This is a genomic window from Alistipes sp. AM16-43, assembly GCF_003435745.1.
Lineage (GTDB): Bacteria > Bacteroidota > Bacteroidia > Bacteroidales > Rikenellaceae > Alistipes > Alistipes onderdonkii.
The window spans coordinates 528,048-554,062 of the sequence record NZ_QTUQ01000002.1; the positions used below are offsets into that span (position 1 = coordinate 528,048).

26 protein-coding genes are annotated in these 26,015 nt (G+C 61.1%); 8 read left to right on the plus strand and 18 right to left on the minus strand.

Going from position 1 to position 26,015, the window contains the following annotated elements; all coding sequences use genetic code 11:
• Position 1 precedes the first annotated feature (1 nt).
• From gltA to DW189_RS05380, 3 genes are all read left to right on the plus strand, one after another.
• Positions 2 to 1,387: an NADPH-dependent glutamate synthase gene (gltA, locus tag DW189_RS05370; RefSeq protein ID WP_117507120.1), complete on the plus strand. Its 1,386-nt coding sequence runs from the start codon at positions 2 to 4 to the stop codon at positions 1,385 to 1,387.
• 23 nt (positions 1,388 to 1,410) lie between these two features.
• Positions 1,411 to 1,977 carry a lipocalin family protein gene (locus tag DW189_RS05375; protein ID WP_117507121.1) on the plus strand — a complete coding sequence of 189 codons (567 nt, stop codon included), beginning with the start codon at positions 1,411 to 1,413 and terminating at the stop codon, positions 1,975 to 1,977.
• 149 nt (positions 1,978 to 2,126) lie between these two features.
• Positions 2,127 to 2,975, plus strand: coding sequence for a phosphodiester glycosidase family protein (locus tag DW189_RS05380; protein ID WP_117507122.1), 849 nt, complete (start codon positions 2,127 to 2,129; stop codon positions 2,973 to 2,975).
• Positions 2,976 to 3,076: 101 nt separating this feature from the next.
• Here the strand turns inward: DW189_RS05380 and DW189_RS05385 are convergent, their stop codons facing one another.
• Entirely contained in the window at positions 3,077 to 4,102 is a 1,026-nt protein-coding gene (locus DW189_RS05385) for a glycosyltransferase family 9 protein (RefSeq protein ID WP_117507123.1), read from the minus strand.
• Positions 4,086 to 4,691: a DUF4254 domain-containing protein gene (locus tag DW189_RS05390; protein WP_022332000.1), complete on the minus strand. Its 606-nt coding sequence runs from the start codon at positions 4,689 to 4,691 to the stop codon at positions 4,086 to 4,088. The genes DW189_RS05385 and DW189_RS05390 overlap by 17 nt, the downstream gene beginning before the upstream one ends.
• 75 nt (positions 4,692 to 4,766) lie before the next feature.
• Here DW189_RS05390 and DW189_RS05395 point away from each other — a divergent pair, with 75 nt between their 5' ends.
• The 4 genes from DW189_RS05395 to DW189_RS05410 are packed head-to-tail and all read left to right on the plus strand — an operon-like array spanning position 4,767 to position 8,757.
• Positions 4,767 to 5,774, plus strand: coding sequence for a glucosaminidase domain-containing protein (locus tag DW189_RS05395; RefSeq protein WP_022332001.1), 1,008 nt, complete (start codon positions 4,767 to 4,769; stop codon positions 5,772 to 5,774).
• 12 nt (positions 5,775 to 5,786) lie between these two features.
• Complete coding sequence (locus DW189_RS05400; protein ID WP_022332002.1) at positions 5,787 to 6,473, plus strand: hypothetical protein; 687 nt, start codon at positions 5,787 to 5,789, stop codon at positions 6,471 to 6,473.
• Between the two features lie 13 nt (positions 6,474 to 6,486).
• Positions 6,487 to 8,622 (plus strand): S9 family peptidase, encoded by a 2,136-nt coding sequence (locus tag DW189_RS05405; protein WP_117507124.1) that lies wholly within the window; start codon positions 6,487 to 6,489, stop codon positions 8,620 to 8,622.
• Positions 8,623 to 8,643: 21 nt separating this feature from the next.
• Complete coding sequence (locus DW189_RS05410) at positions 8,644 to 8,757, plus strand: MGMT family protein (protein WP_390613129.1); 114 nt, start codon at positions 8,644 to 8,646, stop codon at positions 8,755 to 8,757.
• A gap of 147 nt (positions 8,758 to 8,904) precedes the next feature.
• On the opposite strand, the gene DW189_RS05415 is transcribed toward DW189_RS05410, so the two are convergent.
• From DW189_RS05415 to rd, 13 genes are all read right to left on the minus strand, one after another.
• Positions 8,905 to 10,332, minus strand: a complete 1,428-nt coding sequence (locus tag DW189_RS05415; protein ID WP_117507125.1) for an NADH-quinone oxidoreductase subunit N — start codon at positions 10,330 to 10,332, stop codon at positions 8,905 to 8,907.
• 6 nt (positions 10,333 to 10,338) lie between these two features.
• The gene (locus tag DW189_RS05420) at positions 10,339 to 11,823 is read right to left on the minus strand and encodes a NuoM family protein (RefSeq protein ID WP_022331851.1); all 1,485 of its coding nucleotides are present in this window, start codon (positions 11,821 to 11,823) and stop codon (positions 10,339 to 10,341) included.
• Between the two features lie 12 nt (positions 11,824 to 11,835).
• Positions 11,836 to 13,728, minus strand: a complete 1,893-nt coding sequence (gene nuoL, locus DW189_RS05425; RefSeq protein ID WP_117507126.1) for an NADH-quinone oxidoreductase subunit L — start codon at positions 13,726 to 13,728, stop codon at positions 11,836 to 11,838.
• Positions 13,729 to 13,750: 22 nt separating this feature from the next.
• A complete protein-coding gene (gene nuoK, locus DW189_RS05430) occupies positions 13,751 to 14,059 on the minus strand; it encodes an NADH-quinone oxidoreductase subunit NuoK (protein ID WP_022331855.1) in 309 nt (102 codons plus the stop codon).
• Positions 14,060 to 14,072: 13 nt separating this feature from the next.
• Positions 14,073 to 14,582 carry an NADH-quinone oxidoreductase subunit J gene (locus tag DW189_RS05435; protein WP_018694688.1) on the minus strand — a complete coding sequence of 170 codons (510 nt, stop codon included), beginning with the start codon at positions 14,580 to 14,582 and terminating at the stop codon, positions 14,073 to 14,075.
• Between the two features lie 3 nt (positions 14,583 to 14,585).
• Positions 14,586 to 15,026 (minus strand): NuoI/complex I 23 kDa subunit family protein, encoded by a 441-nt coding sequence (locus DW189_RS05440; RefSeq protein ID WP_026318161.1) that lies wholly within the window; start codon positions 15,024 to 15,026, stop codon positions 14,586 to 14,588.
• Positions 15,027 to 15,028: 2 nt separating this feature from the next.
• The gene (gene nuoH, locus DW189_RS05445; RefSeq protein ID WP_022331857.1) at positions 15,029 to 16,105 is read right to left on the minus strand and encodes an NADH-quinone oxidoreductase subunit NuoH; all 1,077 of its coding nucleotides are present in this window, start codon (positions 16,103 to 16,105) and stop codon (positions 15,029 to 15,031) included.
• Positions 16,106 to 16,180: 75 nt separating this feature from the next.
• Positions 16,181 to 17,728, minus strand: a complete 1,548-nt coding sequence (locus tag DW189_RS05450) for an NADH-quinone oxidoreductase subunit C (protein ID WP_181969295.1) — start codon at positions 17,726 to 17,728, stop codon at positions 16,181 to 16,183.
• 62 nt (positions 17,729 to 17,790) lie between these two features.
• Positions 17,791 to 18,444 carry an NADH-quinone oxidoreductase subunit B gene (locus tag DW189_RS05455; protein ID WP_117507128.1) on the minus strand — a complete coding sequence of 218 codons (654 nt, stop codon included), beginning with the start codon at positions 18,442 to 18,444 and terminating at the stop codon, positions 17,791 to 17,793.
• A complete protein-coding gene (locus DW189_RS05460) occupies positions 18,435 to 18,785 on the minus strand; it encodes an NADH-quinone oxidoreductase subunit A (protein ID WP_018694683.1) in 351 nt (116 codons plus the stop codon). The genes DW189_RS05455 and DW189_RS05460 overlap by 10 nt, the downstream gene beginning before the upstream one ends.
• A gap of 108 nt (positions 18,786 to 18,893) precedes the next feature.
• Entirely contained in the window at positions 18,894 to 19,256 is a 363-nt protein-coding gene (locus tag DW189_RS05465; protein ID WP_018694682.1) for a hypothetical protein, read from the minus strand.
• 281 nt (positions 19,257 to 19,537) lie between these two features.
• Positions 19,538 to 20,146, minus strand: a complete 609-nt coding sequence (locus DW189_RS05470) for a superoxide dismutase (protein WP_167496245.1) — start codon at positions 20,144 to 20,146, stop codon at positions 19,538 to 19,540.
• A gap of 57 nt (positions 20,147 to 20,203) precedes the next feature.
• Positions 20,204 to 20,371: a rubredoxin gene (rd, locus tag DW189_RS05475; RefSeq protein ID WP_022331860.1), complete on the minus strand. Its 168-nt coding sequence runs from the start codon at positions 20,369 to 20,371 to the stop codon at positions 20,204 to 20,206.
• Positions 20,372 to 20,498: 127 nt separating this feature from the next.
• On the opposite strand from rd, the gene DW189_RS05480 reads away from it, so the two are divergent.
• Entirely contained in the window at positions 20,499 to 21,875 is a 1,377-nt protein-coding gene (locus DW189_RS05480; RefSeq protein ID WP_117507129.1) for a tryptophanase, read from the plus strand.
• Between the two features lie 185 nt (positions 21,876 to 22,060).
• On the opposite strand, the gene DW189_RS05485 is transcribed toward DW189_RS05480, so the two are convergent.
• Genes DW189_RS05485 through DW189_RS05495 form a run of 3 tightly spaced genes read right to left on the minus strand, consistent with a single transcriptional unit; the run spans position 22,061 to position 26,006 of the window.
• Complete coding sequence (locus tag DW189_RS05485; protein ID WP_117507130.1) at positions 22,061 to 23,545, minus strand: zinc ribbon domain-containing protein; 1,485 nt, start codon at positions 23,543 to 23,545, stop codon at positions 22,061 to 22,063.
• Complete coding sequence (locus DW189_RS05490; protein ID WP_141417868.1) at positions 23,542 to 23,826, minus strand: hypothetical protein; 285 nt, start codon at positions 23,824 to 23,826, stop codon at positions 23,542 to 23,544. The genes DW189_RS05485 and DW189_RS05490 overlap by 4 nt, the downstream gene beginning before the upstream one ends.
• 8 nt (positions 23,827 to 23,834) lie before the next feature.
• Positions 23,835 to 26,006 (minus strand): zinc-ribbon domain-containing protein, encoded by a 2,172-nt coding sequence (locus DW189_RS05495; protein WP_117507132.1) that lies wholly within the window; start codon positions 26,004 to 26,006, stop codon positions 23,835 to 23,837.
• Positions 26,007 to 26,015: the final 9 nt, after the last annotated feature.

A 26,015-nucleotide genomic window follows, 5' to 3' on the forward strand; every position in this document is an offset into this window, starting at 1 on the left:
AATGGCAAACAAGATACCGCGCGTCCCCGTGCGCGAACAAGACCCGCAAATCCGAGCGACCAATTTCGAAGAGGTCTGCTATGGCTACGACCTCGACGAAGCAAGGCTGGAAGCATCGCGCTGCCTGCACTGCAAGAACCCCCGCTGCGTGGCAGCCTGCCCCGTCAGCATCCGCATCCCCGACTTCATCGGTGCCCTGCATACCGGTGATTTACAGCAGGCCGCCGACATCATCGCCGGTGACAGTTCGCTGCCCTCGATCTGCGGCCGTGTCTGCCCGCAGGAGAGCCAGTGCGAAGGCTCCTGTATCCTGGGCATCAAAGGCGAACCGGTCGCCATCGGCAAACTCGAACGCTTCATCGGCGACTGGAAGCTCGAACACGGCGCCGCCGCGGCACAGGCCGCACCCCGCAACGGGCACAAGGTCGCCGTCATCGGCAGCGGCCCGGCCGGGCTGGCCTGCGCAAGCGACCTTGCGAAACTGGGCTACGGAGTGAAAATCTTCGAGGCGCTGCACAAGGCGGGCGGCGTACTGGTCTACGGCATCCCCGAGTTCCGGCTTCCGAAGGAGCGTATCGTAGCCCGCGAAATCGCCGAGGTCGAAAAACTGGGCGTAGAGATCGAGACCGACGTCATCGTCGGCCGTACCGTGACCATCGACTCGCTGCTGGACGAAGAGGGCTACGCCGCCGTGTTCATCGGCTCGGGTGCCGGGCTGCCCCGCTTCATGGGTATCCCGGGCGAGAACCTCAACGGCGTGGTTTCGGCCAACGAATTCCTCACACGCGCCAACCTGATGCACGCTTACGACCGGGACTACGACACCCCGATCTATGTCGGCAAACGGGTGGTGGTGGTCGGCGGAGGCAACGTGGCGATGGATGCCGTACGCACGGCCAAGCGGCTGGGCGCCGAGGCGACGATCGTATACCGCCGCAGCGAGAAGGAACTCCCGGCACGCGCCGAAGAGGTGCACCATGCCAAGGAGGAGGGCATCTGCTTCAGGATGCTCACCAACCCCACCGAGGTGCTCGGCGACGAGCGCGGCTGGGTGACCGGCATCCGGTGCGTGGAGATGGAGCTGGGCGAACCCGACGAAAGCGGCCGCCGTTCGCCCGTCGTAAAGGCCGGCTCGGAGTTCGGGATCGCCTGCGACGTAGTCATCATGGCACTGGGCACCTCGCCCAATCCGCTGCTGGCCGCCACGACCGCAGGGCTCGAAACCAACCGGCGCGGCTGCATCACCGCCGACGAACACGGCGCCACATCACGCGAAGGGGTTTTCGCGGGCGGCGACGCCGTGACGGGAGCCGCCACGGTAATCCTGGCAATGGGTGCCGGCCGCACGGCGGCAAAGGCCATCGACGAATATATCCGAAAACGTTAAACCTTTAAAATACCATACGAACGATGAAACGCATGAAAATCATGGTCGCGGCCATCGCCCTGTGCGGCCTGGCAGCCTGCAACGACAACACCCCCAAGAGCTTCACCGGCACCATCACCGATGCGTCGATGAACACCGTAACCGTCGAAAACGCCGAGGGGACATTCACCTTCTCGACCATGGACGCCGACAAGAGCGAGGCCAACGGCCTGCTGCTGGGAGCGCCCGTCACGGTCAATTACAGCGGCAAACTCGAAGAGGGCGCGGCCGCCTCGAAAGTGTCTACCGACCCCACCTATGCCGAGGCCGTCGGAAATTGGACGATGCCCGACCCGATCGACCCCGACGGTGTCATGGGCATCCGGATCATGGTCGAAGGAGAGGCGCAGTCGATCAACATGGCCACGCTGCGCTACGCGTCGTGGGAATTGCAGGGCGAAGCCGGCAAAATCCTGCTCAAGGGCGTGAGCGAAGGGTCGGGCTCCCCGATCGAATTCACCGAAACGGCCACCATCGCCAAGGATGCCGACGGTATCTATACGCTGACGGTAGAGGGCAATGGCGCCGTCTACACCAAAGCCAACGAATAGCCGCAGCCCCCTGCGGTCACACGCGCCTTCCGCAATCCCGGAGGGCGCGTTTCATTTGCCGGAGGGCGGCCCCGCAAACAGTTCCGGGAAACGGCTTGTCCAAATAGGTTTTATTCGTTAAATTTGCATCCGTCAACCACACTGCAACTATGGCCAGAATACTCTTCGCAGCCCTGCTGCTCCTGTTCACCCTCCCGGCCGCGGCACAGACGCCCGGCGACTCCATCGCCTTCGTCACCGCCGACTGGCATACCACCGACCTCGGCCGGGGTGCCGCGTGCCGCCACGCCCAGGTCGAAATGTTCGGCTCGCGGCAGAGCATCTCGGTCGTCAGCTACCCCGTGCGGCACTTCGCCACGCAGATCGTACAGCTCGACGGCAAGGGTGAAACCACGGGCCGCATGGGCGAAGCCGCCGACGCCACAGCAGCCATCAACGGCAGCTATTTCAACATGAAAACCTTTACGCCCATCACCTTCGTGATGGTCGACTGCCGGGTATTGGGCCGCACGACACCCGGCGAACTCATGCGCACCAACGGCATCATCGCCATCCGGGACAAACAGGGGCACGACGTCGCCATTTTCGCCTGCGACACCACCCAATACCCCCGCATAGCCCGCCGCTACCGCGCGGCGCTCGCAGCCGGGCCCCTGCTGGTCAGCGGAGGCAAGATCATCGAATACGACTCCGGCGACAGCTTCTATACCCACCGCCACCCGCGTTCGCTGATCGGCAAGCGCCCGAACGGCGAGGTGGTGATGGCCGTGATCGACGGCCGCGCCAAAGGCCAGGCTGCCGGCGCTACGATCGCCGAAACGGCTTACATCGCCCGCCTGTTGGGGCTCACGGACGCCCTCAACCTCGACGGCGGCGGTTCTTCGGCACTCTGGACAGCACAGGAAGGGGTGGTCAGCCACCCCAGCGACAACCGCCGCTTCGACCATGCCGGCGAACGCGCCGTACCGAACGGCATCGTCGCCCGTCCGCGGAAATAAAGGGACAGTCCTGAAAAGTGCCCGGCACAGCCCCCCCCCGCAAACGTCACAAAAAAACAGCCCTCCGGATCCGGAGGGCTGTTTGCATATCCACAGCAAACCTATTTACCGACCATTTCGGCCACCCGCTCCGCAATCATGGCGGGCGTCACGGCATACAGGCAGCGGTAATCCCCGTAACGGCACGGCTTGTTCCCGAAGACCGAACAGGGACGGCATTCCATATCAGCCTGCAGGATGCCGCGCGGGTCGCAACCATAGCCGAAGAACCCCAGTCCGGGATGGGTAGCACCCCATACCGACACTACGGGCGTCGCCACGAGCGAGGCCATGTGCATGACGAGCGAGTCCATCGCCACCACGCAGTCCAGGTTGGCGATCAGGTCTAATTCGCCGTCCATCCCGACCCGTCCGAACAATGCCGTCACATTGGGGTACGCACGCTCCATTTCCCGTGCGAACTCCGCTTCGGCTCCGCCTCCGCTGTGTATGAACACCCGCTCGTAGCGTTCGGCCAACAGGCGCACCGCCTCCCGCCCGAGCTCCGTGGGATAGGTTTTCCCCTGCTGCGCCGAAAAAGGCGAGAAGCCGATCCAGGTACCCGTCTTCTCCCCCATCGGGTTGGAACGGCAGCCCCGCAGGGCCGGCACGGGGTCGTCGAACACGAACCCCAGTTTGCGGAACACATCGCAATAGCGGACGACGGTATGCTTGGCGGGCTTCACGCCGCGGCCGCCCTTGCGGATAAACTCCTTTTTCTCCTCGCGCCCCTTCTCGATGGCCGCCACGGGGACTCCGCGCAGCCACAGGGCGGTGCGGAACATCACCGAACGCAGCACGCCGTGCACGTCGGCCACGGCATCCACCCCCAGGCGCCGCGCATCGGCGGCCAGGCGCCACATTCCCCGCAGGGAGTGGTGCACACCCTTGATATCTACATCCATAAAACCGAGATCGAGCCCTGTAAAAAAGGCTCGAAACACGGGTCTTGTCGCTACCGTCACCCTCAGGTCGGGATAGGCCTCCTTCAAGGCCCGCAGCGCATGCGCCAGCATCGCCACATCCCCCATCGCCGAAGTCCGGAAAACGACCAGATGACGCGGAAGTCTCTTATTTTTTCTGCCCATAAAGCACCGGGTTCAACGCCGGGTCGTTATACATCTTCATCTGCTTATAGGTCTTCATATACTTGCGGCCGGCCTCGATATCCCCGATCAGCTCTTCGATCGCCCCCGAAAGGTCGACCTGCTGCGCCAGCAACACGTCGAGTTTCTTGCGGCACGCCGCGCGGTGGGCATCGCCGACGTCCGTACGCTCGGCTTCGCATGCCATGTGGTAAATCTTCAGCGCCAGGATCGACAGACGGTCGATCGCCCACGCCGGGGTCTCGGTATTGAGCCTGGCGTCGGGCCGGGGTTCCACGTCCTTGTATTTATCGAGCAGGTACGAGTCGATATATTCCACCATATCGGTACGATCCTGGTTCGACTTGTCGATACGGCGCTTGATGGCCAGTGCGGCCACGGGGTCGATCTGCGGGTCGCGGATGATATCCTCCAGGTGCCACTGCACGGTGTCGATCCAGTTTTTATGGTATAACAGGTGTTCGAGCGAACCCGGCTCATAGGGATTTTCGATCGGATGATCCACATCGTCCCACCGATGGTAATCCCCGATGGCGCGGTTGAAGATCTTGTTTGCGGTTTCGGTAAACATAGCTCAGCAGTGCATTTTATATTGTAATTCTCGTGGGAAAATCATACCTTTGTCCGTAAAGATTAAACAAAGATAATGAATTTTTCCAAAAAAGCAATATCGCTCGCAGGAATCCTTTTGATAGTCGTACAAAGCCTCCCGGCACAGGTGCGGCAGACCCGCGAGGAATATATCGACCGCTACAAATCCATCGCCGTGGCCCACATGGAGCGGTACGGCATCCCCGCCAGCATCACCATGGCGCAGGGCATCCTCGAGTCCGACTGCGGCAACAGCTGGCTGTCGCTGCAATCGAACAACCATTTCGGCATCAAGTGCAAACGCAACTGGACGGGCGACAAGGTCTATTACGACGACGACGCCAAGGGGGAGTGCTTCCGCAGCTACCCCTCGGTCGAGGCGTCGTACAGGGATCATGCCGAATTTCTCGATTCGCAGCCGCGCTACGACTCGCTGTTCGCCTACTCGTCCGACGATTACAAGAGCTGGGCGCGGGGGCTCAAAGCCGCCGGCTACGCCACGGCACCCGACTACGCGCAACGGCTCACGCGCATCATCGAGGAGAACCAGCTCTACCTGCTCGACCGGCCCGACGGCGAGCGGCTCTACGCCTCGCGCATGGGACGCAAGGTAACCGACCCCGAAGGGTGGTTCGCCGACCAGAGCAGCGTCGAACCGGCCGCAGGAGCTTCGCCGGCCATCGACCCGGACAACTACCGCGTGACGATCAACGCCCACAACGGCTACAACGTCTACCAGACCAACGGCGTACACTACGTGCTGGCCAAGGAGGGCGACACGTTCGAAAATATCGGGCAGAAGTTCCGCATTTCGGCTCGCAACCTGCGTAAATTCAACGACCTGAAAGACAAGAAGGCACAGCCGCTGACCGGCGAGGTGGTCTACATCGAGCGCAAAAAGAAGCGCTGGGAGGGCAATGCCCACACCCACATCTGCCGCCAGGGCGAAACGGCCTATGCCGTAGGCCAGTCCTACGCCATCCGCACCCGTTCGATCGAAAAACTCAACCGCCTCAAGCCCGGCAGCACGCTCGAAAAGGGGCAACAGATACGCATAAAATAAAAACAGCATAGCATGGAAACGACACCGCTCAGGAGCAAGATCCTGGATACGATCATCCGCAAGTCGACCCTCAAGCAACGGGTCTTCGACAACACCTTCGCAGCCTTCAACGAACTGAAGGAAACGCTGTTCGAAATGGCATCGGAGATGGACGACGAACTCGACGGCAAGCTCGACCGCCGCGTCAGGCTCGAATACCGCGACCGCGGAAAATTCGAGGCGCAGCTGCAGGTGGCCAACGACATCCTCATTTTCCAGATGCACACCGACGTCTTCGAATTCGACGCCAACCACCTGATCTGGCAGAACCCCTACGTACAGTCCGACCGCGAAAATTCCTACTGCGGCCTGATCAACATCTACAATTTCCTCTCCGACTCGTTCAAGTTCAACCGCAACGCCGACGAGGGATACCTCATCGGGCGTATCTTCATCAACCGCGAGCGCCGCTATTTCGTCGAGGGCAAACAGCAGACCTCGATGCGGGCGATGAACTTCGGCAAGGCCGAGATCGACCGCGAAGCCCTGATCGGCATCCTCGAACCGGCGATCTGGTTCGCCCTGAACTTCGACCTGCTGATGCCGCCCTACGAGGACAACAAACGCGTGACGGTCGACCAGTTCAACACCAAGATGGACAACTCGAAATTCGTCACGGGCAAACGCCTCGGCTACGATTTCGAAGTAGAGGACATTTAAACCCGATTCCCACGTGAAGGCACAACTTTTCACACTCCTCGCAGCCGCAGCGGTCGGCACAGGTACGGTACAGGCTCGGGGCGAATATGCCGAGATCGCACGCCTGCGCTCGATGAACGAAACCGTCCGCGGCATCCGCTCGATGGCCGATGGCGAACACTATACCATCCTCGAAGGCAACAACATCGTCCGTTACGGCTACGCCGCGGCGGGGCAGGGCGAGCAGATGCTCCCCAAGCCGACGGCCAACCTCGTCGTCACGGACTACGCCTTCTCGCCCGACGAACGGCAGATACTCATCGCCTCGGGCGCCAGGCCGATCTACCGCCATTCCTACACGACCGATTATTTCCTGGCCTCGGGCAACAGTCTGATGCCCATACTCCGCGAGGCCGAAGCCCCGCGCGACGCCTCGTTCTCGCCCGACGGCAAGCTGATCGCCTATTCCGACCGCAACGACCTCTATGTCTACGATACCGCGGGCAAGCGCACGCGCCGCATCACCGACGACGGGGCGTGGAACTCGGTCATCAACGGCACCACGGACTGGGTCTACGAGGAGGAGTTCGGCTTCACCAGAGCCTATGCCTTCTCGCCCGACAGCCGCCGCATCGCCTACCTGCGTTTCGACGAATCGGAAGTGCCCCTGATGGAAATGATGCGCTTCGACGGCAAGCTCTACAACCAGGCCTACTCGTTCAAATACCCCAAGGCCGGGGAGCGAAATTCGACGGTCGAAGTGTGGGTCTGCGACCTTGCGACCGGGACACGGGAGCGCATCGACACGGGCGGCGTGACCGACCAGTACATTCCCCGTATCGGCTGGACACCCGACGGACGGCTTTACTTTTTCCGCCTCAACCGCCGCCAGAATACCTTCGAGGTGATCCTCTGCGAGCCCAACGGCGCCCAGCGCACGATCTACGACGAACGCTCGCAGCAATACGTCGAGCGCGTGGATGACAAGACCATTACCTTCATCGACGGCGACCGCTTCCTCGTACGGCAGGAGGGACACACGGGCTACATGCACCTCTACCTTTACAGCATCCGCAAGGGTTTGCTCGCCCAGGTAACCAAAGGCGACTGGGAGGTGACCGACGTGGTCGGCACCGACGGCAAACGGGTCTGGTACCTCTCGACCGAAACCTCTCCGCTGCGCCGCAACCTGTACAGCGTACGGCTCGACGGCAAGGACAAGCGCCGCCTGACGACCGGCGAAGGCTACTACGCCATCGCCCCGAGCGCCGGGATGAAATACTACATCTCGACCTTCTCCAACGCCACGACCCCCAACCGGGTCGAGGTCTGCGACAACGAAGGCAACCCCATCCGCACGCTGGCCGACAGCCGCAAACTCCGCGAAGAGCTGGCGGTCGTACAGCGCCCCGTCCGGGAGTTCTTCACCTTCACGACCGAGCGCGGCGACACGCTCAATGCCTACATCGTCAAGCCCCGCGGCTTCGATCCCTCGCAGCGCTACCCCGTGCTGCTGACCCAGTATTCGGGGCCCGGCTCGCAGTCGGTAAGCGACCGCTGGTCGCTCGACTGGGAGGATGCGCTCACGGACAAAGGCTACATCGTAGTCTGCGCCGACGGCCGGGGCACCGGGTTCCGGGGCGAGAAGTTCAAGAAATCGACCTACGGGCGCCTCGGAGCGCAGGAGGTCGAAGACCAGCTCTCGTTCGCCCGCTACATGGCCGCGCAGCCCTACGTCGACCCTGCGCGCATCGGCATCTACGGCTGGTCGTACGGCGGGTTCATGGCACTGGGCTGCGCGATGAAAGGCCACGGACTATTCCGCATGGCGATCGCCGTGGCTCCCGTCACTTCGTGGCGCTACTACGACTCGATCTACACCGAAATCTACAACAACCTGCCGCAGTACAACGCCGCAGGCTACGACGACAACTCCCCGATCAACTTCGCCCGGATGCTCGACGACACCAAGACCCGACTGCTCATCATCCACGGCACGGCCGACGACAACGTTCATTTCCAGAACAGCGTGGAGATGGCGCGCGCCCTGAACCGCTGCGGCAAGCAGTACGACATGATGGTCTACCCCGACCAGAACCATTCGATGCAGCCCGACGACACGGCCAATGTCCGGCAGAAGATGATCGAATACACGCTCGAACACCTTTAAACCGCCATACCCTGAATCGCCATCGTCGTCGCCTGCCACCGCGTGGTTGGCAGCGGCGGCGCTTTGGTCGGCTATGCGGGCGGACTGGAGGCCAAGGCCTACCTGCTCGGCCTCGAACGGGAAACCGAGGGCTGAAAAACCGCCGCCCTGCAAACGGGAAGACGGGCGGCAAACTTCCCGACTTCGGAATGCACATTCCCAAAAGCACCGCGGAAGACCGCACGAATAAAGGAGGGGGCACTTGCTTTAGCAAGTGCCCCCTCCTTACCCATTCCCGTCCGGCTAAAGCCCGAACGAGAATACGTTGATACTGTCGTAAACCACGCTGAAGACACCCAGCAGCAAGACCCCTGTCATGCAGAGCGCAAGGCTGAGGCGCGTATAGCGGTCGCTGCGCAGCGGTGCGATCGGCTCTTCGTTGGGCGTAATGTACATCGCCTTCACGACCAGCAGGTAGTAATAGAGCGAAACCACCGTATTGACCAGCGCGATGAACACCAGCAGGTGGAAACCGCCCTTGAATGCCGCGGCGAAGACGAAGAACTTCGAAAAGAACCCGGCAAAAGGCGGGATGCCCGCCAGCGAGAAGAGCGCCAGGGTCATCATCAGCGCCAGCTTGGGATTGGTGCGGTAGAATCCGTTGTAATCCGCCAGCGCGACCTTGCCGCCGCTATGCTGTTCGACGGTCGAAATGATGCCGAAGACGGCGAGGTTGGCCGCCATGTATACCAGCACGTAGAACACGAGCGAAGTCATCCCGATGGCACTGCCGCCGATCACGGCCAGCATGATATACCCGGCCTGCGAGATGGACGAGAAGGCCATGAAACGCTTCAGGTCTGTCTGCCGGATGGCGAAGAGGTTGGCAACCGTGATCGAAAGCATCGTCACGGCATAGAGCAATGTCTGCCACTGCCCGACCATCGGGCCGAAGACCTTCATCAGCACGGTCATCAGCACGAACGCCGCCGAGGCCTTCGACACGACCGAGAGGTAGGAAGTCACGGCCGTCGGCGCACCCTGGTAGGTATCAGCCGTCCAGAGATGGAACGGCACGAGCGAAATCTTGAACCCCAGCCCGGCGAAGAAGAAGACCATCGCCATGACCTGCAACGGCGACCCCGTAATGCGCGCCGCCATATCGCCGAAGTAGAGCGTCCCCGTAGTCCCGTAGAAGAACGAGATGCCGTAGAGCATCAGACCGCTCGCGAACAAGGCGCAGAGGATGTATTTCGCACCCGCTTCGGCCGAATGGTGCTTGTACTTGTCGAACGCCACCAGGCAGGCCATCGGCACCGAAGCCAGTTCCATGCCCAGGAAGAAGAGCAGGAAATTGCCCGCCCCGACCATGAAATACATGCCCAGCAGCGTCGAAAGCAGCAGGATGTAGAATTCGCCCTGTTTGTGGGCCGTGTCGTCGCGCCGCAGCCACGTACCGGCCTGCAGGCAGACGATGAGCGCCCCGATGGCCAGCACGCTCTTGACGACGGTGTGCATCGGCACATAGCAGAACATGCCGCCGAATACCTCGCCGGCCGTCCCCGGAACGACATTGGCCAGCACCTGCACCGCGAGCAGCCCGCAGGCCACCGCCGAAAACCAGCGTCTTCCGCGCTCCCCGGCAATCAGGTCATAGAGGAACAGCAGGACGATCACCGCGATGAGCGTCACTTCGGCCTGCATGTACGAGAATATATTGCTGTAATCCATAGTCGCTTAATTCATTAAGTGTGTAATGATCTCCGAAACGCTGCCCCGGATCATGTCGCTCACCCACAGCGGCGCGAGCCCCATGCCGGCGATGGCGACGACGAGGCAGACGACCGACAGGCGTTCGTCCCACGTGGCGTCGGAGAGCCTGAGATGCGCTTCGTTGGTACAGGTGCCGTAGAGTATCTTCCCGACCACCCGCAGGATGTAGACCGCCGTGATGACGATCGACGTGCAGGCGATGATCGTCACCACACGGTGGAACGTGTCGTTGTCCATGAACGCGCCGTTGAAGATCGTCATCTCGGCGACGAACCCGCTCAGGCCGGGCAGGCCCAGGTTCGCCAGGCCCGCGATGACGTAGCCCACCGCCAGGAAGGGCATCACCTTCATCAGCCCGCTCAGTTCGCGCACGTCGCGCGTATGCGTGCGGCCGTAGATCATGCCGATCAGCGCGAAGAAGAGCGCCGTCATCAGGCCGTGGCTCAGCATCTGCAGGACAGCGCCCGTACCCGCCGTGGTGTTCATCATCAGGATGGCGAACAATACCAGCCCGCAGTGCGACACCGACGAGTAGGCGTTGATGTATTTGAGGTCGGTCTGCACGCAGGCCGCAAAAGCGCCGTACACGACCGAGATCGTCGTCAGAACGATGAATATCCAGCTCAGCTCGTGCGCCGCTTCGGGCATGAGGTACATCGCCACGCGGAAACAGCCGTAGCCGCCCAGCTTCATCAGCACGCCGGCATGGAGCATCGACACGGCCGTCGGCGCCGAAGCATGGCCGTCGGGGCTCCACGTATGGAAGGGGAACAGCGCGCCCAGCACGCCGAATCCGACGAAGACCAGCGGGAACCAGATATATTGCTGCGCCAGGGGAATGTTATGCAGCTGCGCGATCTCCAGGATATTCATCGTCGTGGCTCCGGCACCGAAGTAGATGCCCAGGATGCCGATCAGCAGCAGCGCCGAACCGCCCATGAGCATCAGTGTCAGTTTCATGGCGGCATACTCCTTGCGGCCGCTGCCCCACACGCCGATCAAGAGATACATCGGAATCAGCGCCACCTCGTAGAACATGAACATCGTGAAGAGGTCGACTGAAACGAAGAACCCGAAGACGCCCACGCTCAGCAGGCAGAACCAGAGGAAATACTCCTTGACCTGCTCCTTCATCCGCCACGAGGCGAACGTCCCCGTAAACACGATGATGGCCGACAGCAGCAGCATGGCGACCGAAATGCCGTCTACCCCCACGGCATAGTGGATATTGAGCGGCGCATACCACACATGGCTTTCGGTAAAGAGCATGGCGGCCTGCTCGCCCGCCTCGCGCAGACCGAGGTAGCGGAACACCAGCACCACCGCCAGTGCCAGCAGCAGCGAGGAACCCGCCACCATCACGGCACGCACCTGCCGCGCGGACTTCGAGAGCCAGAGCCCCAGCATCATCAGCACCGGGATGGCGGGAAACAGTGATAACATATTCATAACAGCTACAGTTTAGCAGATTAAAAGCAAGAAGATCGTAAGTCCCAGCGCACCGCCGAGGAACCAGATGCAGTAACGCTGCACGCTGCCGCTCTGCATGTCGCGGATCACGTATGCCGCGCCGTTGGTCGCCCGCGCCAGCATGTTCATCAGGCCGTCCACCACATGGCGGTCGAACCATGCGACCGGGGCCGAGATGCAGGCGAAGATCACCCGGTGGGTAACGAACTGGTAAACCTCGTCGATGTAGAAACGGTGGTAGGCCGCCTTATGCAGTCCCCTGAAGCGCGCTGCCAGGGCATTGGCCGCCGTCTGGCGCTCGCGCAGGTACATCCACGTCGCCAACGCGATAGCCGCGGCAGCCACACAGAGGCTCACGCCCGCCACACTGCGGTCGATATGGATCGTGTAGGGCATCCCGTCGCTGCTGACCAGCTTCCCGAAAGGAATGAACCCCGCCACGCAGGTCACTGCGGCCAGGAACACCAACGGCAGGGTCATCGTCAGCGGCGCCTCGTGCGGCCTGTGCGCCGCATGCAGTTCGCGGTTTTCGCGTCCCCAGAAGATGTTGTAATAGAGGCGGAACATGTAGAACGCCGTCAGGCCGGCGATCCCGGTCATCACCCACCCCATCACGGGGCTGAAGGCGAAGCACGCCGTCAGGATCTCGTCCTTCGAGAAGAAACCGCTCAGGGGCCAGATGCCCGCGATGGCCAGGCAGGCCACGAGGAACGTCGCATGCGTCACGGGCATGTATCGGCGCAGGCCGCCCATGGCCGACATTTCGTTGGAGTGCACGGCATGGATGATGCACCCGGCGCCGAGGAACAGCAGCGCCTTGAACATGGCGTGCGTGAAGAGGTGGAACATCGAGGCCATGTACCCCAGCCCGCCCGTATGGGGATCAGCCGAGGTGCAGACGCCCAGCGCCACGATCATGAAGCCGATCTGCGAAATGGTACTGAACGCCAGCACACGCTTGATGTCGCTCTGCACGCAGGCCACGACGGCGGCGTACAGCGCCGTAAAGGCCCCGATATAGGCCGTCCAGTGCAGCACCTCGGGCGCATAGCCGACAAAGAGCGGGAACATGCGCGCCACGAGGTAGACGCCCGCCACGACCATCGTCGCGGCATGAATCAGCGCCGACACGGGCGTCGGGCCCTCCATGGCGTCGGGCAGCCAGATATGCAGCGGGAACATCGCGCTCTTGCCCGCGCCGCCGATGAACATCAGCCCCAGCGCCAGCGGGATCATCGCACCGGCGGCAGCCAGCAGCTGCACGTCGGGCGTGAAGGAGAACGTCCCGGCATAGTACCCGTAGAAGAGGATGCCGACGAGGAACCCCAGGTCGGCGAAGCGCGTCACGATAAACGCCTTCTTCGAGGCCGCGACGGCCTCCTTTTTCGTGTAATAGAAACCGATGAGCAGGTAGGAGCTTACGCCCACCAATTCCCAGAAAAGGTACATCTGGAAGATGTTGGTAGCCACCACCAGCCCCATCATGCTCATCGTGAACAACGACAGGAAGGCATAGTAACGCTGAAACCCCCGCTCGCCCTTCATGTAGCCCAGCGAGTAGACGTGTACCATCAGCGAAACGGTCGAGATCACCACGAGCATCATCACCGAAATCGGGTCGAGCAGGATACCCAGGTCGATATGCAGCGTCCGGCTGATCGGCAGCCATACCGTGTTCCACGGCACGAGCGTGGGGAACACCCCCGAGGCGTCGCGCCCTGCGGAAAAATACTCGAACGCCGTACAATAGCTCAGCAACGCCACTACAGCCAGCACCGCCGTGCCTATGGCGCCCGCGACGACGGGCTTGAGCTTCATGCCGGCCAGCCCCAGGAAGAGGAAGCTCAGCAGCGGCAGCAGCAGGATAAGGATCGTATATTCCATAACAATCGTTTTTTCAGAATCGTTACCACTTCATCTCCCGCAGGCTCTTCACCCCGATGTTGCGCAGGTTCCGGTAGATGTTGATGATGATGGCGATTGCGACGGCCGTTTCGGCGGCGCTGATGCCGATGGCGAATAGCGTGAAGAAGAATCCCTCCAGCTGTTCGGGGAACAGGAAGCGGTTGAATACGACGAAATTGATGTCGACCGAATTGAGGATCAGCTCGACGGAGATCAGCATCGCGAGCAGGTTGCGGCGCGTCACGAACCCGTAGATTCCCACAAACATCATGATCGTGGAGAGGACGAGGTAATATTCCATGTGTATCATAGTCGTACTCTTTTTAGCGTTTGCGTGCGATGAGGATTCCGCCGACGATGCAGGCCAGCAACAGGATGCTGATGACCTCGAACGGCAGCACGTAGCCATATTTGCCGCTGCTCATCAGCGCGTGGCCGATCGTCTGCACGTCCAGTTCGCCGTGGACGAAATGCGACGGCATGAAATCGTGCCGGAGCGTCACGTAGAGGCATACCCCGAGGCTCAGCAGCGTCGCCGCCAGCCCCACGAACAGCTTGTAGCCCTTTATGTCCTCCGACTTGTCGCCCTGGCTCGAGGTCAGCAGAATCGAGAATACGTACAGCACCGTAATGCCGCCGGCATAGATCAGCAGCTGCACGGCACCCAGGAACGAATAGTTCAGCTGGAAATAGATGCCCGCCGTACCGAACAGCACGAACAACAGGTAGGTCGCCGCGCGCAGGATACGCTTGGTCGTCACGGCCAGCACGGCACTCACGGCCGTAAAGACCGCCAACACCGTAAAGACGATTAATTCGAGTGTTATCTCCATGGCTTATTGTTTGTTCAGGGTTTTGACCAGCTTCCCGCGCGTGTATACCGCGTGTTCGAAATCGGTCGAGAAACGGATAGCCCCCGTCGGGCAGGCGTTGACGCACAGATGGCAGAACATGCACGACCCCAGGTCGTACTGGTAAAGCACCAGGCGGCGTTTCGACTTGCCCGTCTCGGGATCGGTGACCATCTCGGTGGTGATACGGATGGTTTCGTTGGGACATGCCGACTGGCAGAGGCCGCAGGCGATGCACTTGTTCTTCCCCCCGGCATCGTGGGGCATGGTCAGCTCGCCGCAGAAACGGTCGAACATCTTGAGCGTGGCCCGGTTCTCGGGGTATTGCTCGGTGACCTTCTTGGTGAAGAACTCCCGCCCGGTCACCTTCATACCCGTCAGCAGGGTTCCCAACCCGTGGAAAAGTCCTTTAATATAGCTACTCATGACTAAAAATGCAGTTTAAATACGACGACGATGACCATCAGCAGCAGGTTTGCCAGCCCGATCGGCACCAGGTATTTCCATTCCAGCGTCAGTATCTGGTCGATACGCAGGCGCGGGAACGTCCATTTGATCCACATCAGCAGCCACACCACGAAGAACGCCTTGCCGAAGAACCAGACGAAGCCGGGGATGTAGTCCATGGCGGCATTGAAGCCCTCCCAGCCGGGGATGTGCAGCGGCATCCATCCCCCGAGGAAGATGGTGGCCGCAACGCCCGAAACGACGAACAGGTTGACGAACTCGGCGACGTAGAACAGGCCGAAGTGCATACCCGAATACTCGGTGTGGTACCCTGCCGTCAGCTCCGACTCGGCCTCCGGGAGGTCGAACGGCCCGCGGTTGACCTCGGCGTTGCCCGCGATCAGGTAGATCACGAAGGCGACCAGCGCCGGGACATGCCCCTTGAAGATGAACCAACCGTCGGCCTGGCGGGCGACGATCTCCGAGAACTGCATCGTATCGGTCAGCACGACGATCGTCAGGATCGACAGCCCGATCGACAGCTCGTACGAGATCATCTGCGCACCGCTTCGCATGGCGCCGATGAGCGAATACTTATTGTTGGAGCTCCACCCCGCCAGCAGGATGCCGACCACGCCGATCGACGAGGCCGCCATCAGGAAGAAGACGCCCACGTTGAAGTCCAGCACCTCTAGCCCCTTGTTCACCGGCAGGCAGGCGAAAGCCAGCACCGACGCCAGGATGACGATGTAGGGCGCGAGGTTGTAGAGGAACCTGTCCGAGCGGCGGATGGTGATGATCTCCTTGGTGAGCATCTTGAACACGTCGCAGATCACCTGCAACGTACCCCACGGCCCCACGCGCACGGGCCCCAGGCGGCACTGGAACGCCGCGCAGACCTTACGCTCCATGAAGATCATCAGGATGGCGATCACCGCGTACATCAGCAGCAGGCAGACACCGACGATCACGCACTCCAGGAAGACCGCCAGCCCCACGGGCATCAGCGACGTGAGCAGCCCGTGAACCCAGCTCGTTACTATACTAAAATCAAACATATCTGTAAGTTTTTCCTTTTTTATCCCGCTCCCGCCTCAAGGGGAGGGGCTTATAAACCCGGAAGCGACATCCGGCTACCTGTCTATATCGGGCACGACGTAGTCCAGCGTACCGCCGATGGCGATCAGGTCGGCGATCTTCGTCCCCCGCGCAATGGTTTCTAGGCACGACACGAGCGGGAGTCCCGTCGAGCGGAACTTCATGCGGTAGGGCGACTTCTCCCCGCGGCTCTCGATGAAGACCCCGAACTCCCCGCGGCTGCCCTCGACGGCGGCGTAGTAACTGCCTTCGGGTATGCGGATCACGGGCTTCATCTTCAACTGGTATTCGCCTTCCGGAATGTTGTCTATCAACTGTTCGATGATATTCATGCTCTGTTCGATCTCACGCATACGCACCATGTAACGAGCGAAACAGTCGCCCTCGTCGTAGAGTACTTCCTCGAAATCCACCTTGCCGTACATGGCGTAGGGGTGGCGCTTGCGCACGTCGCACGCCCAGCCCGAGGCACGCCCCGTACCGCCCGTGGCACCGAACGAGATGGCGTCTTCGCGGGTCAGCACGCCGGTGCCTTTCAGGCGTTCCCGGGCGATGACGTTCCCCGTGAACACCTCGTGGTACTCGCGCAGCGTCGGGCGCATGTAGGCGATAAACTCCTTCACGCGCCGTACGAAATCGGGATGGATGTCGGCCTGCACGCCGCCGATCGTATTATAAGTCTGGATCAGGCGCCCGCCGGTGGTCTGCTCCAGAATGTCGAGCACCTTCTCACGGTCGCGGAACCCATAGAAAAAGGCCGTCAGGGCCCCCATATCCATGCAAAGGCAGGCAAAGAACAGCAGGTGCGAGTCGATACGCTGCAACTCGTCCATGATCGTGCGGATGTACTGCACGCGCTCGGACACCTCCACACCCAACCCCTTCTCGATACACATGCAGAGCGCATGGCGGTTCTGCGACGCCCCGAGGTAGTCGAGGCGGTCGGTAAGCGCCAGCGTCTGGGGGTAGGTCAGGCTTTCGCACATCTTCTCGATGCCGCGGTGGATGTAACCGCAATGCACGTCGAGCTTGCGGATGATCTCGCCTTCGAGCGACACGCGGAAACGCAGCACGCCGTGCGTGGCGGGGTGCTGCGGGCCGATGTTGATGACATATTCGTCCTCCTCGAACAAGACGTTGCGGTGGCGGATGAAGCTGCCGTCCGCCGTCAGTTCGAAGCTCGGGGCGCTGTCCTTCGACACTTCGTTGGTCATGCGCAACGGGTTGAGCCCCGGGTCGTAATCCTTACGCAGGGGGTACCCCACCCAGTCGTCGCGCAGGAACAGGCGCCGCATGTCGGGATGGTTCAGGAAACCGATGCCGAAATAGTCGAAGACTTCGCGCTCGTTGAGTTCCGCAGCCTTCCACAGGTCGCAGACCGAAGGCAGCCCGCACTTCTCGCGGCTGGGGGTCAGCGTCCGCAACACGACGTTCTCGCCCGTCGCGGTGGCTTCGAGGTGGTAGACCGCCCCGAACCCCTCTTCGCCCCAGTCCATGCCCGTCAGGCTGCGCAGAAAATCGAATCCCTCGGCCCTCAGGCGTGCAGCCAGGGCGTGAAATTTCTCCACCGGGACGGTAAACATCCCGTCCCCGGCCGCCGACCACACGGCGCCGGGTTCCCAGGCCGTTATTTTTTCGTTGATATTCATTGTTTTTCTCCTCCTTCCACGTTCAAATCGTTCTTTTCGGCCGTCAGATCCCGGCGAAGCAGCTCTTCGTACTCCTGCTTGCCGATCTGCTTGTTCACCCCGCCGAAAAACCGCTGTAATTTCACTTTGCGCTGCAACTGCATCAGCCCGTAGAGCATCGCCTCGGGGCGCGGCGGGCACCCGGGGATATAGACATCGACCGGCAGTATCTTGTCCACGCCGTCCAGCACGTGGTACGATTTCTTGAACGGGCCGCCGCTGATGGCGCATCCCCCGACGGCGATCACATACTTCGGGTCGGCCATCTGGTCGTAGAGGCGCTTCAGGACAGGGGCCATCTTGTGGGTGATCGTCCCGGCCACCATGATGAAATCGGCCTGGCGCGGGGAGGCGCGGGCCACTTCGAACCCGAACCGGGCAAAGTCGTAGCGGGCCGCCCCCACGGCCATGAACTCGATCCCGCAGCAGCTCGTGGCGAAAGTCAGCGGCCAGAGGCTGTTGCTGCGCCCCCACTCGATCAATTCGTCGAGGCACCCTACGATCACGTTCGTACCCTCGCGGCGCAGCTCGGCCACCATCTTTTCGAGGTATTCGTTGTCATTGAAATCCTCGTATTTCATTGCCTTTATCTCAGGCTTCCTTATTTCCATTCCAAAGCTCCTTTCCGCCATGCGTATGCAAGGCCCAAAACCAGTACGACCAAAAAGAAGAGGATGCTCACCAGCCCGTAAATCCCCAGATCCTGGACGACCACCGCCCACGAAAAGAGAAAGACGGTCTCCACGTCGAACATCAGGAACAGGATCGCGAACAGGTAGTACCCCACCTTGAACTGCATCCACGACCGTCCGCGCGTCGGGATACCGCACTCGTACGCCTCGCCTTTCTGCGGGTTGTACGAGCGCGGCGATATGGCGCGGGCGATACCCAGCGCGACTGCGACCAGCGCAATAGCCGTCAGGATGACGACCACCAATAGCGTAAAATACATAACTTATCGTTTTTACGAATTTACTCGGAACACGAAAACACGAACGCATCTCCGGGAGAAAAAATCCTCATCCGGGAACATGCGGCAAAACGGGAACGGGAACAGCGGCTAAATCAGGATACGCCCCAGCGAAAAGACATAATAATCGACCGGCTTGGGATGCAGGTCGAAGCAGTCCGAATAAGCCGGACGGCAGGACAGCCCGCGGGCCGACGCCATGGCCCGGGCATCATGGCGCAGACGGACGATCGCCTTCTGGGCGGACGGTTGGACGGGATTTTCGATCGGAGCGTCGCAGGTGAAGACTGCCGCCGTGAAACAATTGTGTGCCGGAACCGGCGTCCGGAGAGTGGACTGGCAAATCCGGTCGGGCTGCGAAACTACCCTACCGGACTGAACCTGAGCGCCATCCAGGCTTCCTGCCAAGACAAAAAGCAAGATGAACAAAGCATATTGAATCCTCTCCAGCATTTCGACCTTACTATTTTCGTGCTGCGAAGATACACTCTTTCGCGCAGAAAACGGAATCCATGGACGAAAAAACGTACATAATGATGAATTTTGAGTACAAAAACACCCATAGCCGGATTCAGGTAATACTCCGGAAACAAGCCCGGCGGATGGCAACGAGCCCCGCCCGGTATATTCCGCCCCGGCAACTGCGAAAGGCCGTGCCCGGAAGGTTTGCCTGCAGCACAAAAGAAAATGCCGCCCCGAAAACCGGAGGCGGCATTTCCAACAGAAACAAACCCTTATTTCTTTTCGTAACGGTCTGCAACGACCTTCCAGTCGATGCGATCCCAGAGGGCGGCGACGGCGTCGGCGCGACGGTTGCGGTAGTCGATGTAGTAGGCATGCTCCCATACGTCGAAGCACATCAGCGGCTTCATGCCGTGGCACATCGGGTTTCCGGCGTTCTGCTCCGTGACGATGGCCAGCTTGCCCGATTTGTCCTCGGCGAGCCAGGCCCATCCCGAACCGAAAAGGCCGACGGCAGCCTTCTCCATCTGGGCCTTGAACTGCTCGAACGAACCGAAATCCGCGTCGATGGCCTTCAGCAACGCCCCTGTCGGACGCGCCTCGCCATCGGGCGAAAGCTGGTCGAAGAAGAACTCGTGGTTCCACATCTGCGCAGCGTTGTTGAAAATCGCGCCGTCGGCCGAAACGACGATGTCCTCCAGCGGCTGCCGGGCGTAAGGCGTATCGAGAATCAGCTCGTTGAGTTTATTCACATACCCCACGTAATGTTTGTCGTGGTGGAAGCGCAGCGTCTCTTCGGAGACCTGCGGTGCGAGAGCGTCGTAAGCATAAGGCAGCTCCTTGGGGGTAAACCGTGCCTGTGCTGCAATGTCTGTTGCCATAATAGGTAAAATTAAAAGTGAAACAATGAGGTTGAACTTAATCATAGCCATCCCGTTTTAGTTTGCTTCGAGCGGTTCGAATGCCCATTTGCCCTCGTTACAGACCGGGCATACCCAATCGTCGGGCAGGTCTTCGAAAGCCGTACCGGGGTCGATGCCGTTCTCCGGGTCACCCGACTCCGGGTCGTAAATGTATTCACAGACGGTGCAACGATACTTTTCCATGCGGTAAAAAAGTTTAAGAAAATCCACACCGGCCTACACAAATATAATACCGATGTCAAATATCTCAAAATATTTTTATAATTTTGAGGAAAAGAACAACAATTTATAACCTAAAACGCTCTTTTCTATGACACTTCCGTATGCAGAACCTTACAAGATCAAGATGACCGAGGCCATCCGCACCTCCACACGTGCGGAGCGCGAAGCATGGATCCGCGAAGCCCGCTACAACCTTTTCAAGCTGCGCAGCGACCAGGTCACGATCGACCTGCTGACCGACTCGGGCACAGGCTCGATGAGCGACCGCCAGTGGGCGGCCATGATGACCGGCGACGAAAGCTATGCCGGAGCCTCGTCCTATTTCCGGCTCAAGGAGACGATCGAAAGCATCTTCGGGATGCCCTATTTCCTGCCCACGCACCAGGGGCGTGCTGCGGAGAACGTGATCTTTTCGGCACTGCTCAAGGCGGGCGACATCGTCCCGGGCAACTCCCACTTCGACACCACCAAAGGGCACATCGAATTCCGCCATTGCCACGCTGTGGACTGCACGATCGACGATGCGGCCGACACCCAGAAAGAGCTGCCCTTCAAGGGCGAGATGGACATCGCCAAGCTCGAAAAAATCCTGCGCGAGAACCCGCGCGAAAAAGTCCCGTGCGTCGTGCTGACCATCACCAACAACACGGCAGGCGGGCAGCCCGTGTCGATGCGCAACATCCGCGAAACGGCCGAAGTCTGCCGCCGCTATGGCGTACCCCTGCTGCTCGACTCGGCCCGTTTCGCCGAGAATGCCTATTTCATCAAGACCCGCGAGGAGGGCTATGCCGACAAGACCATCAAGGAGATCGTCCGCGAAATCTACACCTATGCCGACATCATGACCATCTCGGCCAAGAAGGACGGTGTGGTGAACATGGGCGGATTCGTGGCCATGCGCAGCGAAGAGCTCTACAGGCAGGCCATGACCTTCAGCATCATGTTCGAGGGCTACGTGACCTACGGCGGCATGTCGGGCCGCGACATGGATGCGCTGGCCGTGGGGCTGGACGAAAATACCGAATACGAACAACTCGACGCCCGCATCCGCCAGGTGAAGCTGCTGGGCAACCTGCTCGACGAATACGGCGTACCCTACCAGCGGCCGGCCGGCGGACACGCCATCTTCATCGATGCGAAAAAAGTGCTCCCCAACCTGCCGAAGGAACAGTTTATCGCCCAGACGCTCGCCGTGGAGCTCTATTTGGAGGCGGGAATCCGCGGCGTGGAGATCGGCTCGATCCTCGCCGACCGCGACCCCGATACGCACGAGAACCGCTACCCGCGGCTGGAACTGCTGCGCCTGGCGATCCCGCGGCGGGTCTACTCGGACAACCACATCCGCGTGATCGCCGCGGCCTGCCGCAACATCTACGAGCGCCGCGCAGAGATCACCACCGGCTACCGCATCACCTTCGAAGCCCCGATCCTGCGGCATTTCACCGTGGAACTGGACAAAATCTGAACCCGAAGATGCGTCCGCCGCTCCACCGGACAGCATCCGCGGAATAGAATATAACGAACCGGGCAGGGAAAAACCCTGCCCGGTTTATTTTCGTCGGCCGCAACGGCCCGCCCCCGAAGTCCGCAACCCGAGTCCATCGCCCGGGAACAGAAACCCCCGACGGGCCCGCAGCCGCAGCCCAGCCTCTATTGCAGCGATTCGGGAGCCGGAATCAGGAACAGCAGCCCGATTAGTGCGATCAGGCATACCACCACGATCAGGATCGTCTTTCCCCAGTTCCGCTTCTTCGTCCCCGGCACGACCGTCTCGTAGCCCGCAAAGGCTTTCGAATCCGCCTGTTGCGTCGCCGCGGGTTTCGCACCGCCCAGGCGCGCCATCTCCTGCTCCATGCGTTTGGAGCGGTCGGCCGACATCTCGGCCTGCTTCCGGCGGAGGGCCTGCGCGGCGGCCTGGCGTTCGCGCTCCAGCTTCGCCTCGGCCTCGCGTGCCTCCTGTTCGCGCCTCGCCTCGGCCTCACGGGCTTCCTGCTCCTTGCGCGCCTGCTCGGCACAAAGGTATTCGATATACTTCCCGGCACGGAAAACATCCACGAAGACAAAAGTCTCCATCGGGGTGTATTTCTCCTCCAGCCGGATATTTTCGCGGACAAGCCGCTGCAAGGTATCGTAGACGGGCACCAACGGCTTGGAAAGGTACTCCCGCCGCACCGACGAGGCAAGCTCTCCGGCACGTCCCAGCATCGAGGTCTCGAACGCATCGAATCCCCGGGCAAGGTAATAGATCGCCTCGGCCAGCCGGATGTCGTCCTCGCGCTGGCCGAACACCGACCTCAGGCGGTCGACCGCAGCCCCGCCCTTGGGCGACCCGGTGTTGCAGTAGCCCAGGAATCCCCAGTACCGCTGCCAGTAATCGTCGGTCAGCTCCTCTTCATAGGCCTTCACCGACTCCTCCGGGCAGACGACCGCCCGCGCGAGGAAATACCAGTAGTCGGCCTCGTAGTTCGACGAATTTTCGTGCAGCACGGTGAGGGCTTCGAGGCTTTTCTGCGCCGGTTCGGGCTCCGTCGCCGTGATCAGGCGCGACACGGCCGCTTCCAGTTCGGCACGCTGCACGGAGGTGAGCTCGGCAGATTTCCCAGCGGGCTTTTGCTGCCGCGCCCTGAGGATCGAAGCCTGCGTCGCGGCGTCTATCTGCAACCGCTGCGCTTCGGCATCCAACTGCTGCTTGCACGCCGCATCGAGCGGCCCGGCCCCCGTCGTCCGCACGACGAACGCACGGTACTCCTCGCGCGCCTGCTGCTCGCAGTTCTCGCAGCGCTTCGACGCCTCGACATAATATTCCAACGCCACCTGCTTGCCGCACTTCGGGCACACGACACTGTGGTCTAAGTAGATACGCTTGCCGGAAACCGCACACACGATCGTCGTGTGCGAATGATCCTCGGTGATGTTGTTGTGGATCGTGATGTTCGACGCCTCGTATTTCTCCTGCTTGCCGATGATCGTACTTTCATTGATCAGGTTCTTATCGCCGACGAGCGGCGCGGCTTCCGGCGCCTCGGCCGCCGGCGTGCGCTCCACCTGCACCGCAGCGCAGTCGCAACCGCACTTGTGGCAGAAGCGGGCTGTATCGGCGAGTTTATCGTAACCGCACTTGGGACATGTTTTCATGCTTGTTCGTTGTTTTCTTCGGTTTCACTATCAGCCTCATCCCCGGCAACGGCCTGCTCGACCGCCGAGGCGACCAGCCACCCGTGGCTCATGGTTCCCGTGACGACGACCTCCTGCCGGTCGAACGGCACGAAATAGGGGTCGTCGGTCGGCACCGCGCCTTCGCGGCAGAGCTTCACGACGCTCATGTCGTCGTCACGCACCAGAAAGGCATAATGCCCTTCGGATTTCGACCCGGCATTCTGCAACCGGATCAGTATTACTCCCTGGTATCTCTCCATGGCCGTGCTCATTTGAGATCTCGCCCGCAGTTGGCGCAGAAACGCACGCCCTGCACGGCTACCGTACCGCAGTCGGGACATACCCGCCCGACAGACTGGGGAGCCTGCGCCTGGGGCTTCGCGGCCGCCTGGTGGTTGTTGCGCGTCGCATATTCGAGGGCACTGTCCTGCGTCTTGTCCACGCGGTCTTCCTGGCGTTCCATCCGTTCGCGGTAACGGTCGCGTTCGGCATCCTTGTTCTGGACGATGTGCCCGGTCATGGTCGTGGCCATATCCTTCATCTCGCGCATCATCTCCAACATACGGTCTTCGTGGCGCTGCGAGTCGGCGATACGGGCATCGGCGGCCTGCTGCACCTGTTCGGCGTTCTTTCCCGCCGAGAACGACTCGGCGAACTTCACCGCGGCCTGCGAATCGAGGTTCTCGCCCGCAGCCACGGCCATCAGCTGCTCGGCCGTCATCCGCGCCTTCTTGTCGAGGGCTTCCTGCTTCAGGCGCTCCATCTCGCGCTCGTGATCCAAATCCATCTTCTTGTCCTCGCGGTTGAGCTCCTTGACCTTGCGCAGGCGTTCGATCTGGGCATCCATCTCGGCATTGTCCAGTTCCATCTCCGACTGGCGGTCTGCCCGCTGCAGCTCGCGCTCCCGGGCGCGGCGTTCGTCGGAATACTCGTCCTCGCGCTTGCGATGCGCGAGCGTCAGCTCCTGCAACTCCAGCCCCTGGCGCATCTGCTCCACGGCGATCTGCCCTTCGCCCGCCGTGCGGACTTTCTCGAACTCGATCTGGTCGCGCAGCTGCATGAGCTTGATCGCCTCGCCCCGGCGGTAACGGCGCTCGGCGACGTCGATGCGCAGGTTGTCGACATCCTCTTCGCGCAGCAGCCCGGTCTTTTCGATGTCGGCCAGTGCAGCCTCCACCTCGTCCTCGCTGCGGGCATCGCGGATCCGTTTCTCGCGCGAAAGCACGGTGTAGAACTTATCCAGTTCGTCGTCGGCCAGCAGGCGGTCTTTATTGACCTGCTGCAACCCCTCATAGAGCTGCATGTCGCTGCGTGCATCGGCAATAGCCTGCGAATTGGTCTCCGCAGCCAGGCGGTTGCGGAAATCGTTGGTGCGGCGCAGGTAGTCGAGTTCCTGCTCCGAAAGGTAAAGTTCGCGGCTCAGGCTGCGCAGGCGTTCCAGGTCTTCGTTCGAAGCCGCCACTTCGGCCACGCGCTCCAGCGCAAGGCCGTAGAACTGGTCGCCGGAAGCGGCAATCCTGGCCGCGATCGCCTCGGCGACCTCCGCCGGGATCGACGTGCCTTCGATCTGGCGATCCTGCATCACGGCCTGCACGGCATTCTGCATTACGGGCTGCAACTTCTCCGCAATCCTGCGGGTCGTGGCGACGGGCTCGTCCGTCAGGAAATATTCGGCGAAACGATTGAAGTCTGCGATACGGAAAATCACGCGCAGGCCGACCTGCAAGTCCAGCAGTTTCGTACGCACGGACATCGGCCTGAACTCGGCCATATCCTCGGCCGTTCCCGAACCGAATACCAGCGAGAAACTCTTGTCGAGCTTGAGCAGCAGCGAGAAAGCCTCGTGCCGTTTCATGCTCTCGATCACGGCATCGAGCGAGCGCTGCCGTTCGGGAGCGTCCTTGTCGTCGAACTTGTCCTTCACGCGGCGTCCCAGCAGGGCGTTTATCAGGAAACGGCCGCTGCCGGCCACCAGCCCCGCAGCCCCGCCCGTACGGCTTTCGAGTACGCGCTTGAGCTCGTCGGGATCTACGAAATCGTAGATGCCCCCGTGGATTTCGGCCAGCACCTTGCCGTTGGCCTTGATATACGCCGTCGTGCCGTCGTTTACGATCAGCCCCTGCGCCGAATCGTAGCGGATAAACTCCGATTCATTGACCCGGCAGGCGACTTCGCCTTTCTGGATATTCCAGAAAATCTTCTGTTTCACCGTGGCGAGCTCGCCGCCTCCGGCAGCCTGCCCGTCCGGCGCCTGGGGCGCCTGCGCAGCGGCGGGTTCGACCGCAGCGCCGCACGTCGTGCAGAACCTTGCGTCGGGCAGCATCGGGGCATTGCATTTCGGGCACACGGGGCCTGCGGGCGCAGCGGCGACGGGCGTACCGCACGTCGTGCAGAACTTCGCATCCTCCAGGAGTTCGGAATTACAATTCTGGCATTTCATAGTAGTCGT